The organism is Streptomyces sp. Tu 2975, from assembly GCF_009832925.1.
Classification (GTDB): Bacteria; Actinomycetota; Actinomycetes; order Streptomycetales; family Streptomycetaceae; genus Streptomyces.
Genome location: NZ_CP047140.1, coordinates 204,809 through 216,420 on the forward strand (window position 1 = coordinate 204,809; position 11,612 = coordinate 216,420).

The following is an 11,612-nucleotide window of genomic DNA, read 5'->3' on the forward strand; positions in this document are numbered from 1 at the left end:
AGCGGGTATCCGGCCGAGGGTCCCGAACCGTCCCTGAGCGGGGCCGGAGCGCTGCTCGGCGAACGGTCGAGGACCGGTCGAGGAGGCGGCAGCGGGAGGCGGAAGCGGGAGGGGTGCAGGCGGGCCCGGGGGCCGGTGACGGCGGGGACCTGCCTGGTTCGACGGCTGCTCTAGCGCGGGGCGGGACCGTGGCGCGAGGAGGTCCCCCGACCAGAGGAAGCACCGTGATCACTTTCATCAACCGGTTCCACGTCACCGGCCCCACCGAGGAGTTCGAGACGGCCTTCGACGCCACGTCGGCGTTCTTCGCCGCCCAGCCCGGGTTCCTGAACCACCGGCTGCTCCAGCACGTCGACGAGCCGCACCTGTACGTGAACATCGCCGACTGGAAGGACGAGGAGTCCTTCCGCGCGGCCCTGGCCCGCCCCGAGTTCGCCGCGCACCGCACCACGCTGCGCACGCTCAGCAGCAGCGACCCCAACCTGTACGTGCCGCTGCTGGAGCGGGTCGCGCGCTGAGACGGTTTCTCGAGAACACCCGGAGCACGCGCCGAGCGGTCCTCGACCGTTTCTCGAGCCTGCTTCGGGCGAGGCGCCGGGAACGGGAGGTCGTCGGGACCGCTCGAGGCCGGCTGGGGGCCGGATCGGACGGGGGACGACGTCCCGTCGAGTGCGTGTCCATGACCGGGCCCCTGTCTTGCGGTCGGTGGCACAGTCGCCCTGACGACCGGCCCGGCACCCGTGGCGGCGCCTGTGAGGCGCGGACCCGAACCGGGGTGCGGCCGGCGTGCCCCCCACCGCGCAACCGTGCGGCACCTCTGTGCCTTTCGTCCCCCGGCCCGGCCGGGCAGCCAACGACCCTGAGGAGTAACGATGAGCAAGACCGTCAAGGATCAGCGGATCGCCCTGGTGACGGGCGGCACCAGCGGTATCGGCCTGGAGATCGTGCGCAGGCTGGCGTCCGCCGGCATCCCGGTGCACCTGTGCGGGCGTTCCCAGGAGACGGTGAGCAGCACCGTCAAGGAGCTCGTGGAGGAGGGCCTGCCGGTCACCGGCTCGGTGTGCGACGTCCGCGAGCAGGAGCAGATCGGCGAACTGGTGCGCACGGTCGTGGAGCAGCACGGCCCGATACGGATCCTGGTCAACAACGCCGGCCGTAGCGGCGGCGGTCCGACCGCCACGATCACCGACGAGCTGTGGACCGACGTCATCGCCACCAACCTGACCAGTGTCTTCCGGGTGACCAAGGAGGTCCTGACGGCGGGCGGGATGCAGGAGGCGGGCCGCGGCAGGATCATCAATATCGCCTCGACCGGCGGCAAGCAGGGCGTGGTGCTCGCGGCCCCGTACTCGGCGTCGAAGCACGGTGTCGTGGGCTTCAGCAAGGCGCTCGGCCTGGAGCTGGCACGTACCGGCATCACCGTCAACGCGGTGTGCCCCGGGTTCGTCGAGACGCCGATGGCGGAGAGGGTCCGCGCCGGCTACGCGGGCGCGTGGGGTGTGAGCGAGGAGGAGGCGTACGAGCGCATCACCACCCGGGTGCCCAACGGCCGTTACGTGCAGGTGCGGGAGGTGGCCGCGATGGTCGAGTACCTCGTCGGCGACGACGCGGCGGCCGTGACCGCGCAGGCGCTCAACGTGTGCGGCGGTCTGGGCAACTACTGACCGTCGGGGCCGGGCGGCGGTGTCGCGGGAACCACCGTCCGCAGGTGGGGACGGCTCCGGCAGACCTGCCGCGCGCCCGGCACCTGCGGTCGTGCGGGTCTCAGGCCCACTGGGGGGCCGTGGTGGCGGCCCGGAGCTGTTCGCGTGCCCGGGCCGTCTGCTGCCGGTCGTCGTCCGGGGTGCGGCTGCGGGCGGGCAGGAGCGCGACGGTGGTGTGGTGGCCGAGGCGCACGGCCGGGTGGCGGCGGGCGATGGTGGTGAGGCTCTTGCCGGGCCCGGTCTCCAGCAGCAGGTGGCGGCCGGTGAACAGAAGCTTGTCGAGGGTGGGCCAGAAGTGGACGGGGGCGGCGGGGTGGCTCGCCCACAGGGCCGCGTCGGCGACCGTGTCAGCCTCCAGCCGGGTGCGGGTGAAGGCCGACCACAACGGGACTTGGGGTGGGTGGGCGGTGATCTGCCGGTACAGGGTCAGGTCATGGAACAGCGGTGCCAGGACGGGGCTGTGGAACGGGTGGTGGGCGGCCACCGGCATGGTGGTGATCCCGGCGTGGCGCAGGTCGGCCGCGATGGCGTCCAGCGGGCCGGCGAGGCCGGCGAGGACGGTCTGGCGGGGGGCGTTGAGCGCGCCGACGGCGATCGTGGGGTGCCGGGCGAGGAAGGGGCGTACGTCGTCGGGGGTGCCGGCGACGGTCAGCAGCCCGCCGGGCGGGGTGGGGGCGATGCGGGTGACCCGGTCGCGCATGACGGCCACCGCGTCCTCGAGGGTGAACACGCCGGCCAGGGCCGCGGCGGCGAGTTCGCCGACGCTGTGGCCGAGCAGCGCCGCGGGGCGCACACCCCAGGACATGACCATGCGGCCGAGCGCGTAGTCCAGGGTGAACAGCAGCGGCTGGGCCCGGCGTACGTCGTCGATGCCGATGGCCGGGTGGTCGCCGAGCCAGTCGGCGCGCAGTTCGTCGCCGTTGTCGAAGAGGGCGAGGCACCGGTCGACGGCGTCGGTGAACACCGGGTCGCCGGCGTAGAGTCCGGCGCCCATGCGCGGGTACTGCGCGCCTTGGCCGGGCAGCAGCAGCACGACGTCCCGGAAGGTGTCGTCCATGCGCGGGCCTCCTTCGTCCGACACCGGTGTCGGTGCCGGTCAATGTGCCGTTCCCGTATGGAGGTTCGCTCGAGGACCGGTCCACGGGTACTTGGCGGCGGGGGCCGGACCAGTGCGGCTCCAGGGCGGGTCCACTTCGCGGGGCGAGGCTCGGCGGGCCGCGACAGTGCGCCCGCCGGGCCGGCCCTGCGCGGGTACTGGAGCGTGGGGTGCGGTCCGTGGCCGCGCGCTCCTCGATGTCCTGATGTCGCGACCCAGGGAGATGTCTTGACCAGCACAGCCGTGGCGGCCGTCGTGTCGCAGAGCGAGATCTACGCGCAGGTGCAGCAGTTCTACGCCGGCCAGGTGCGTCACCTGGACGGCCTGCGGGCCGAGGAGTTCGCCGGCTCGTTCACGGCCGACGGCGTCTTCGACCACCGCCCCGGTGGCGACCCGTTGGTGGGCCGGGAGGCGATCGCCGCGGCGATCGGCGAGTACCAGAGGACCACTCATGCCGCCGACCCGGTGCAGCGCCGCCACTGGTTCAACATGCTCCAGGTCTTCCCGCAGGACGACGGCACCCTGCGCACCGAGTACTACGCGCTGGTGCTGCAGACCCGCCCCGGTGTGCGGGAGCCGATGGTCGGTCCGAGTTGTTTCGTCACCGACGTCCTGGTCCACGAGGACGGTGAACTGCGAACGAAGTTCCGCAAGGTCAGCCCGGACCACGTGGTCTGAGGCGCGATCCGGCACGGAGGAGAGGCGGCCCGCAGGAGCGGGCCGCCTCTCGTTCGTGCGCGGGTGGTCGTGGTCGGGCGTTCAGGCCAGGCAGCAGGGCAGCGCGCCGTGGTGGTCGATCATCTCGCCGAGCGCCGTCTGCATGACGGGCACGGGCAGCGGGTCGCTGTCGCCGGCGCCGTCGAGTTCGGCGAAGGCGCGGTGCAGGTTGGGCACGAGCCGTTCGCTGTCCAAGAGCTCGGCGTAGGGGCCGAGGGCGGCGTCGCGGGCGGTGCCGGCCGGGGTCAGGCCGGCCCGGTGGCCCTGGGCGGCGAGTTGCTGGACCAGGCGCAGATAGCCCTCGACCTGGTCGAGGACCTCGGGCCCGCAGAGGGGGCCGTGGCCGGGGACGATCGTGGTGGCGCCGAAGGCCCGCAGCCGCTCGACGGCCGCCAGCGACCCGTTGACCGAGCCCATCAGGCAGAACGGCGTCACACCGTTCATCACCAGGTCGCCGGTGAACAGCACCTTGTGCTCGGGCAGCCACACGACGGTGTCGCCCGCGGTGTGCGCGGGGCCGATGTGCTCCAGTTCGGCGCGGATCGCCCCGACGTGCAGCGTCAGCCGGTCGGTGAACGTGAGCTGCGGCGGGACGAGTTCGATGGCACCCCAGTCGACGTCGGGCCACAGGCCGGTCAGATGCAGTCCGGCGGCCGTCATCTCGGTGCGGGCGCGTTCGTGGCCGATGACGAGCGCCTCGGGGAACAGGTGGTTGCCGAAGGCGTGGTCGCCGTGGAAGTGGGTGTTGACCACCGCGTGCGGGGCGGCCGGGTTCAGGGCGAGCGCGGTGGTGCGCAGGTGCCGGGCGCGGGACTCGGTCGCGACGGTGTCGACGAGGGCGCTCTCGCCGCCGGAGACGACGATGCCGGCGTTGTTCAGGCACCAGCCGCCGGGCGGCTGGAGGTAGGCGTGGACGCCTGGCGCCACCTCCGTCGCCCGGCCGGCGGGCGCGGGGGCCTGGTTGCGGACTGTCGTGCTGGACGGCACGGCCTCTCCTCACGCAGATGTCGTGGACGGGCCGAGTCTGGTGGGGGCTGCTCGCGGCGCGGTCGACCGTCCAGGGGGGTTCCAGCACGTTGCGAGAGACGCGTCGGAGCGTGACGGGGACCACTGCCGGTCAGGCACACCCGAGCGGAAGGATCCACGATGATCGACGAGTTCCCGCGTCTGTGGGGCGGTGCCGGGAAGCGCGGCGGCGCGGCCGCCCGGCATGCGGTGCGGCGGGTCCTGCGGGTGGTTTGGCGGGGCCTGGTGGCCTATGGATCCGTCCATGTGGCGGGCGAGTGTGCGCGGGCCGCGGTCGAGCAGCGGCCCGCTCTGCTGTCCGGGCCTGCGACGGGCCATCCGGAGCGGCTGCGTCCGGACGTGCCGTTGAGCCCGCTCGAGCGAACGCTGCTGCGGGAGTGGGGCCGGGCGGGCTGAGACGCGGCGGGGCGGGCCGCCCGGTGCGGGCAGGTCCGGCCGGCCACCGGGCGCGGGGCCCGGCGGCCGGTGCGGTCTCAGGCGGGGCGGACGGACAGGGCGTGGCGGAAGACGCCGCGCGGGTCCCACTTCGCCTTGATGCGCTGCAGGCGCGGGTAGTTGTCCTTGTAGTAGAGGTGGTGCCAGGGCACCCCGGAGGTGTTCCAGCGGGGGTCGGCCAGGTCGATGTCCGGGTAGTTGATGTAGGCGCCGTCGCTGCCGCGGCCCGGGACGGGCACCCCTCCGGTGGCGGCGAACACGTCCCGGTAGGTGCGGCGCAGCCAGTCGATGTTGACGGTGTCGGCCTGGGGGTCCTGCCAGGTGTTCATGAAGATCACGTTGAGGACGGAGTCGCGGTGCGCGCTGGCCGTGGCGCCGGAGGGCAGGGCGTTGGTGCGGCCGCCGTAGGACTGGAGGGACACGGAGGCGCTGTCGTTGCGGTGGTCGGTCGCGTTCAGGTGGGTGAAGAGGGCGTCGGTCTGGGCGCGGGTGAGCGCGCGGCGCAGATAGGCCGACTTGATCTTGTGGCGGCCCCTGTCGGTGTCCTGCGACTCGGCGAGCGCGACGGTCGCGGTCAGCCACGGCTCGCTCGCGGTGTCGGTGATGTACGGGGTGACGCCGACGCCGTCGGTCAGCGCGCCCACGTAGCGGTCCAGCAGTTCGCGGGCGCCCGGGAGGGTGCCGTCGAGGTGGGTGAAGGCGATGGCGCTCTGCCCGGGGTCGTTGTCCTTCAGCCGGCCGGGCAGCACGAGTCCGCTGTAGAGACCGGCGTACGGGGAGGCGGGGTCGCTGTTGTCCTCGTGCCAGCGGCCGTGGTTGTGCAGCAGGCGGCCGAAGGCGGCCCGGTCCATGCCGTCGCGGGGGTAGATCACCGCGTTGGAGACGATGGTGGCGGGCGGGCGGGGCAGCAGCTGCGCGGGGTCGTCGCCGTGGGCGTTCGGGGAGCGGAACCAGTAGCGGGTGACGATGCCGAAGTTCCCGCCGCCGCCTCCGGTGTGGGCCCACCACAGGTCGCGGTGCGGGTCGCCGCTTTCGCGGGTGGCGACGACGGCGCGGGCGCGGCCGAAGGCGTCGACGACGACGACCTCGAGGGCGTACAGGTGGTCGGAGGCGAGGCCGAAGGCGCGGCTGAGGGCGCCGTATCCGCCGCCGGTGATGTGGCCGCCGAAGCCGACGGTGGCGCTGGCGCCGCCGGGCAGGGTGACGCCCCAGCCGTAGTAGAGGCTCTTGTACACGTCGATGAGCTGGGCGCCGGCTTCGACCATGTAGGCGCGCCGCTGCGGGTCGTAGGTGACGGCGTTCATGGCGGCGAGGTCGATGACGAGCTGGACGGCCGGGTCGCCGACGACGTTCTCGTAGCAGTGGCCGCCGCTGCGGACGGCGATGCGCCGGCGGCGCCGTACCGCGTGGCCGACGGCGTGGACGACGTCGGCGGTGGTGGTGGGCAGGCAGAAGGCGTCCGGGTGGGCGGTGAAGCGTTTGTTGCTGCCGCGTACCGACAGGGCCGCGTAGCGCGGGTCGTCGGGGGTGACCTGGACCGCGGGGGCGGGGGTGGGGGCCGGGTCGGTGGCGGCGCGGGCGGCGGGTGCGAGGCCGGCGGTGGTGAGGCCGGCGGCGGCGCCCGCCGTGAGCGCCTGGGCGACGAAACGCCGACGGCTCGGAGCAGTCATTGTGACCGTGCACCTTTCTGGGTGGGTCGGGGGGCGGCGGTGAACAGGTCGGTCCGCACCTGGACGGGCACGGGGCCGAAGGCGATACGGGAGGTGAGGTGCGCGCCGAGCGGGGTGCGGGTGACCAGGGCGGCGGCGCGGGAGCGCAGGTAGGTGGCGGCGGGGCCGGCGGTGCCGAGGAACGCTTTGGCCTGCAGGCGCTGGACGCGGGTGACCCGGGCGGCGGCGGGTGCCCGCAGTTGCTGGAAGGGGGCGAGCCGTTCGCGGGTGCATGCGCCCGCGGCGAGCGCGTCGAGGAGGACCGGGTGGAGGGTGGCGGCGTCCTGCAGGGCGAGGTTGATGCCCTGGGCGCCGAGCGGGCCGTGGGTGTGGGCGGCGTCGCCGGTCAGGACGAGGCCGTCGCGTACCCATTCCTCGGCGTCGGCGGCGAACACGTCCAGCAGGGCCAGGTCGGACAGGCCGGTGAGGTGTTCGTGCAGGAGGTCGGCCAGTTCGGGGACGGCGGCGGCCAGTTCGTCCCTGATGGGGGCGATGCCGCGGGCCGTGGCCGCCTGCCAGCCGCCGTGCGGCAGGGCCCAGCCGACGCGGAGCCGGTCGGGGTGGGTGTCGTGGACGAGCACGGCGGTGTCGGCGGCGCGGTGGATGCGGACCCGTCCGGTGGCGCGGCCGGGCGCGGGGAGGGTGAACCAGACGATGTCCTGGTCGAACGTCTCACTGCGGCCGGCGCCGATGCCGGCCAAGGTGCGGGTCTTGGAGAAACGTCCGTCGGCGGCGACGACCACCCGGGCGGGCACGGTGGTGCGCGCTCCGGCGGGGCCGGTGAACACCGCCCCGGTGCAGCGGCCGCGGTCGCTGCGCAGGGCGCTGATGCGGTGGCCGGGGAGGTGGGTGAAGCCGGGCAGCCGGTGGCAGGCGGCGAGGAGTTCTTCGAGCAGGTGGCGTTGGGGCAGGGCCAGGAGGCGGCCGTAGGGGGGTTCGAGGCGCCGGTAGTCGATGTCGAGCAGGACACGGCCGCGTTCGAGGACCTGGAAGCCGTCGAGGGTGCGCGCGCCGCGTCGTGTCGCGCTGTCCAGCACGCCGAGCTGGTCGAGGATGCGCTGGCCGCCGGGCTGCAGGATCTCGCCGTGGAAGTCGCGCCGGTAGGCGGTCGACTTCTCGGCGAGGGTGACCTGCACCCCGGAGCGCAGCAGCATCAGGCTCAGGGCGAGACCGGCCGGGCCGGCGCCGACGACGAGGACGTCGGCGGCCTCGGGGGTGGGTCCGGTCGCCCTGTCCGGCCCGGCCGGTCTCACACCGCGGTCCGCGCGGACAGGGCCCGGTTGATCAGGGCCAGGTAGTCGCGGGGGGTCTCCGCCTCGTCGAGGCCCTCCTCGTCGAGGGTGACGTCGTAGTCGCGTTCGATGCGGCCGGTGGTCTGCAGCAGGGCCAGTGAGTCGTAGCCCAGGGCGAGGAAGGGGACGTCGAGGACGTCGCCGTCGAGGTCGACGCCTTCCTCGACGCCGGCGCACTCGCGCAGCAGGGTCTTCAGGTGCTCCAGTTCCAGGTGGTCCATGGCGTCTGTCTCCTCTTCCACGTGTGTCACTGCGGTCCGGGGCCCTGGCTGAGTACGGCCGCGGAGTTGAATCCGCCCCGGCCGCGGGCGAGGACCAGCGCGTTGCGCAGCCTCATGCCGTGGCGGGGGGCGGTGACCAGGTCGACCGGGCAGTCGTCGGCCGGGTGCAGGGTGTTGGTGGTCGGCGGGACGACCTGGTCGCGCAGGCTGAGCAGGGCGGCGGCCACGTCCAGGGGGGCGCCGCCGGCCAGCAGCCGGCCGGTCATCGTCTTGGGGGCGGTGACCGGTACGCCGTGCGGGCCGAACAGGGCGCTCAGGGCGGCGGCTTCGGCCCGGTCGGCGTCCCGGGTGCCCGCGGCGTCGGCGAAGACGACGTCGATCTCGTCGGGGCGCAGGCCGGCGTCGGCGAGGGCGAGGCGGGCGGCGTCGGCCAGGCGGGGGGTGCCGGGGCCGTCGAAGGTGGCGGCGTATCCGGCGAAGGTGCCGTAGGTGCGGGCGCCGCGGGCGCGGGCGGCGGTGCCGCTCTCGAGGACGAACAGGGCGCCGCCCTCGCCGACGAGGTGGCCCGAGGCTGCCGCGTCGAAGGGCAGGTAGGCGCGGGCCGGGTCGGTGACGGTGCTCATGGAGCCGCCGGCCAGGTGGGCGGCCCAGCCCCAGGGGCACAGTGCGGAGTCGACACCGCCGCTGATCATGAGCCGGCTGCCCTTGCGGATCCGGCGGCGGGCCTGGGCGAGGGCGTCGAGGCCGCCGGCCTGTTCGGTGACGACGACGCCGCTGGCGCCGCGCAGGCCGTGCCGGATGGAGATCTGGCCGGTGTTGACGGCGTAGAACCAGGCGAAGGACTGGTAGGCGCTGACGTGCTGGCCGCCCTTGCTCCACAGGGCCTGCAGTTCGCGCTGGCCGAACTCGAAGCCGCCGGCGGAGCTGGCGGTGACCACGCCGGCGCTGTAGTCCGGCAGGGCGGCCACGTCCTGGCCCCAGTCGTCCAGGGCTTCCTTGGCGGCGGCCAGCGACAGGCGGGTGACGCGGTCGGTCTGCGGCAGCAGCCGGCTGGGCAGGTGGTCGGCGTCGACGAAGCCGTCGATCTCGCCGGCGAGGCGGACCGGGTAGCGGGTGGCGTCGAAGCGGGTGAGGGGGCGGATGCCGCTCTCGCCGGCGAGGACGGCCTGCCACCAGGCCTCTGTGCCCAGCCCGTTGGGTGCGGCGACGCCGATGCCGGTGACGACGGTGGCGGTGGTGCGCGGGGCGGTGGCCTGCGCGGGCCGCACGGTGTGCTCGGTGGCCCGGTGTTCGGCCAAGGCCGTGGTCATGCTGCTGCCTCCTGAAGTCGCGGCCTGGTCAGGACGATGGCGCTCTGGAAGCCGCCGAAGCCGCTGCCGACGCTGAGGACCGTGTCGGTGCGCTGTTCGCGGGCGGTGAGGGGGGTGTAGTCGAGGTCGCAGGCCGGGTCCGGGTCGTGCAGGTTCGCCGTAGGGGGGACGGTGTTGTGCTCGATGGCCAGGGCGCTGGCGGCGACCTCGAGCGACCCGATCGCGCCGAGGGAGTGTCCGATCATCGATTTGATGGAGCTGACCGGGACGGTGCGGGCGTGGTGGCCGAGGCTGCGTTTGAAGGCGGCGGTCTCGTGCCGGTCGTTCTGCTTGGTGCCCGAGCCGTGGGCGTTGATGTAGTCGACGGCGGTGGGGTCGAGGCGTGCCTCGTCGAGGGCGGCGGTGATCGCCTCGGCCATCTCGGCGCCGTCGGCCTTCAGGCCGGTCATGTGGTAGGCGTTGCTGCGGCTCGCGAACCCGGAGATCTCCGCGTACACGTGGGCGCCGCGGCGGCGGGCGTGTGCGAACTCCTCGAGCACCAGGACGGCCGAGCCTTCGCCGAGGACGAACCCGTTGCGGGTGCGGTCGAAGGGGCGGGAGGCGGTGGCCGGGTCGTCGTTGCGGGGGCTGGTGGCCTTGATGGCGTCGAAGCAGGCGACGGTGATCGGCGAGATGGGTGCTTCGGTGGCGCCGGTGACCATGACGTCGGCGCTTCCCTCGCGGATCAGGTCGACGGCGTGGCCGATGGAGTCCAGGCCGGAGGTGCAGCCGGTGGAGATGAGGGAGACGGGGCCCTGGGCGCCGGTGGCGCGGGCCACTTCGGCGGCCAGCGAGCTGGGCACGAAGTAGTCGAAGAGGTGGGCGACGGCCCGTGTGTGGTCGACCTCCCAGGCCGAGCCGTGTTCGCTGACGACCGCGTACTCGTCGTCGAGTCCGGTGGTGCAGCCGACGGCGCTGCCGAGGGTGACGCCGGTGCGCAGCGGGTCGGACAGGCCGGCGGGCAGGCCGCTGTCGGCGAGCGCCTCGCGGGCGCTGACGAGGGCGAACTGGGCGGCCCTGTCCAGGCGGGCGGCCTCGGCGGGGCCGAAGCCGTGCGCGGCGGCGTCGAAGTCGGCCTCGGCCGCGATGCGGGAGCGGTAGGCGGATGCGTCGAACAGGGTGATGCCGCGGGTGGCGGTGCGTCCCGCGGTGAGCGTGTCCCAGAAGTTCCGGGTGCTCACGCCGCCGGGGGCGACGACGCCTATGCCGGTGATGACGACCCGTCTCATCGCCTGGTCCCTCACAGTTGTCCTCCAGATAGGGGCGCGGTGCGCCGCGCCACACGGCAGGCCCGCCCGATGAGCCGGGGGATCTCCCGGCCGCGTACGAAGAAGTGGTCGCCCGGGACGGTGCGCCGCACCAGCGGGCCGGTGGTCCAGCGCCGCCAGCCGTCCATCGCCTTCGCGTCCACCACCCGGTCGTCCCGGCCGTCGACGGCCAGGACCGGCACGGGCAGGGGGCCGCCGGTGGCGGGATCGGCGGCGGCGGCGCGCAGGTCGGCGCCGAGCCGCAGGTCGTCCCGCAGGACGGGCAGCACCGTGCGGTGCCACACGCTGTCCGGGTCGGCGAGCAGGCCGGTCGGTGCGGAGCCCAGGTCGCCGAGGAAGGAGAGGAGCTGCTCGTCGCTCAACTCGCCGCTGTGGTGGGCCAGGACCGCGTCGGGCGGCGGGCAGGCGCCGACCGCGAGGAGCACGGGAGGCGGCAGGCCCTTGTCGGTCAGGGCCCGGGCGAGGGTGTAGGCGACCATGCCGCCCAGGCTGTGCCCGTACAGGACGTAGGGGCCGCTGTGCGCGGCGTCGGCCAGGACGCCGAGCAGGTCCTCGAGCAAGGCGGTGCGTGTGGTCGGGCGCGGCTCGTTCCGTCGGGAGTCACGGCCGGGCAGCAGCACCGGACGGATGTCGATGTCCGGGCCCGACCGGGTCGGCCAGCGGGCGAAGCCGGTGACCCCGGCGCCGGCGTGCGCGAAGCAGTACAGCCGCAGGGGTGGGCGGCCCGCCTGGGCGGGGCCGCCTCCCGCGGCTGCTGTGTGCACGGATCCGTTCATGGGCACCGACCTTCGCGGAC

General features: G+C 74.1%; 12 protein-coding genes. 4 read left to right on the forward strand and 8 right to left on the reverse strand.

Features of this window, described 5'->3' with window-relative positions; genetic code table 11:
• Window positions 1-224: 224 nt before the first annotated feature.
• Together GLX30_RS00875 and GLX30_RS00880 are read left to right on the forward strand one after the other, a co-directional pair.
• Window positions 225-518: an antibiotic biosynthesis monooxygenase family protein gene (locus tag GLX30_RS00875; protein ID WP_159682366.1), complete on the forward strand. Its 294-nt coding sequence runs from the start codon at window positions 225-227 to the stop codon at window positions 516-518.
• Between the two features lie 354 nt (window positions 519-872).
• Window positions 873-1,664 (forward strand): SDR family NAD(P)-dependent oxidoreductase, encoded by a 792-nt coding sequence (locus tag GLX30_RS00880; RefSeq protein ID WP_159682368.1) that lies wholly within the window; start codon window positions 873-875, stop codon window positions 1,662-1,664.
• A 100-nt stretch (window positions 1,665-1,764) separates the two neighbouring features.
• On the opposite strand, the gene GLX30_RS00885 is transcribed toward GLX30_RS00880, so the two are convergent.
• Window positions 1,765-2,760 carry an acyltransferase domain-containing protein gene (locus tag GLX30_RS00885; RefSeq protein WP_159682369.1) on the reverse strand — a complete coding sequence of 332 codons (996 nt, stop codon included), beginning with the start codon at window positions 2,758-2,760 and terminating at the stop codon, window positions 1,765-1,767.
• A 267-nt stretch (window positions 2,761-3,027) separates the two neighbouring features.
• Between GLX30_RS00885 and GLX30_RS00890 the strand changes: the two genes are divergently transcribed.
• On the forward strand, window positions 3,028-3,477 hold the full coding sequence (locus GLX30_RS00890; protein ID WP_244257933.1) for a nuclear transport factor 2 family protein: 450 nt from the start codon (window positions 3,028-3,030) through the stop codon (window positions 3,475-3,477).
• An 81-nt stretch (window positions 3,478-3,558) separates the two neighbouring features.
• Here GLX30_RS00890 and GLX30_RS00895 read toward each other — a convergent pair whose 3' ends face one another.
• Window positions 3,559-4,503 (reverse strand): MBL fold metallo-hydrolase, encoded by a 945-nt coding sequence (locus GLX30_RS00895; protein WP_159682371.1) that lies wholly within the window; start codon window positions 4,501-4,503, stop codon window positions 3,559-3,561.
• A gap of 159 nt (window positions 4,504-4,662) precedes the next feature.
• Between GLX30_RS00895 and GLX30_RS00900 the strand changes: the two genes are divergently transcribed.
• On the forward strand, window positions 4,663-4,938 hold the full coding sequence (locus tag GLX30_RS00900; protein ID WP_159682372.1) for a DUF6059 family protein: 276 nt from the start codon (window positions 4,663-4,665) through the stop codon (window positions 4,936-4,938).
• Between the two features lie 77 nt (window positions 4,939-5,015).
• On the opposite strand, the gene GLX30_RS00905 is transcribed toward GLX30_RS00900, so the two are convergent.
• The 6 genes from GLX30_RS00905 to GLX30_RS00930 are packed head-to-tail and all read right to left on the reverse strand — an operon-like array spanning window position 5,016 to window position 11,592.
• Window positions 5,016-6,647, reverse strand: a complete 1,632-nt coding sequence (locus GLX30_RS00905) for a BBE domain-containing protein (protein ID WP_159682374.1) — start codon at window positions 6,645-6,647, stop codon at window positions 5,016-5,018.
• Window positions 6,644-7,939, reverse strand: a complete 1,296-nt coding sequence (locus GLX30_RS00910) for an FAD-dependent monooxygenase (RefSeq protein ID WP_159682376.1) — start codon at window positions 7,937-7,939, stop codon at window positions 6,644-6,646. The genes GLX30_RS00905 and GLX30_RS00910 overlap by 4 nt, the downstream gene beginning before the upstream one ends.
• On the reverse strand, window positions 7,936-8,199 hold the full coding sequence (locus GLX30_RS00915; protein ID WP_159694781.1) for an acyl carrier protein: 264 nt from the start codon (window positions 8,197-8,199) through the stop codon (window positions 7,936-7,938). Before GLX30_RS00915 ends, GLX30_RS00910 begins: the two co-directional genes overlap by 4 nt.
• 26 nt (window positions 8,200-8,225) lie before the next feature.
• Entirely contained in the window at window positions 8,226-9,509 is a 1,284-nt protein-coding gene (locus GLX30_RS00920) for a ketosynthase chain-length factor (protein ID WP_159682377.1), read from the reverse strand.
• The gene (locus tag GLX30_RS00925) at window positions 9,506-10,777 is read right to left on the reverse strand and encodes a beta-ketoacyl-[acyl-carrier-protein] synthase family protein (RefSeq protein WP_159682378.1); all 1,272 of its coding nucleotides are present in this window, start codon (window positions 10,775-10,777) and stop codon (window positions 9,506-9,508) included. The genes GLX30_RS00920 and GLX30_RS00925 overlap by 4 nt, the downstream gene beginning before the upstream one ends.
• 11 nt (window positions 10,778-10,788) lie before the next feature.
• On the reverse strand, window positions 10,789-11,592 hold the full coding sequence (locus tag GLX30_RS00930) for an alpha/beta fold hydrolase (RefSeq protein ID WP_167306780.1): 804 nt from the start codon (window positions 11,590-11,592) through the stop codon (window positions 10,789-10,791).
• Window positions 11,593-11,612: the final 20 nt, after the last annotated feature.

Coding starts and splice junctions, on each gene's coding strand:
- GLX30_RS00880 (WP_159682368.1), top strand. CDS start 873: ATGAGCAAGACCGTCAAGGATCAGCGGATCGCCCTGGTGACGGGCGGC.
- GLX30_RS00885 (WP_159682369.1), bottom strand. CDS start 2,760: ATGGACGACACCTTCCGGGACGTCGTGCTGCTGCTGCCCGGCCAAGGC.
- GLX30_RS00900 (WP_159682372.1), top strand. CDS start 4,663: ATGATCGACGAGTTCCCGCGTCTGTGGGGCGGTGCCGGGAAGCGCGGC.
- GLX30_RS00905 (WP_159682374.1), bottom strand. CDS start 6,647: ATGACTGCTCCGAGCCGTCGGCGTTTCGTCGCCCAGGCGCTCACGGCG.
- GLX30_RS00915 (WP_159694781.1), bottom strand. CDS start 8,199: ATGGACCACCTGGAACTGGAGCACCTGAAGACCCTGCTGCGCGAGTGC.
- GLX30_RS00920 (WP_159682377.1), bottom strand. CDS start 9,509: ATGACCACGGCCTTGGCCGAACACCGGGCCACCGAGCACACCGTGCGG.
- GLX30_RS00925 (WP_159682378.1), bottom strand. CDS start 10,777: ATGAGACGGGTCGTCATCACCGGCATAGGCGTCGTCGCCCCCGGCGGC.
- GLX30_RS00930 (WP_167306780.1), bottom strand. CDS start 11,592: ATGAACGGATCCGTGCACACAGCAGCCGCGGGAGGCGGCCCCGCCCAG.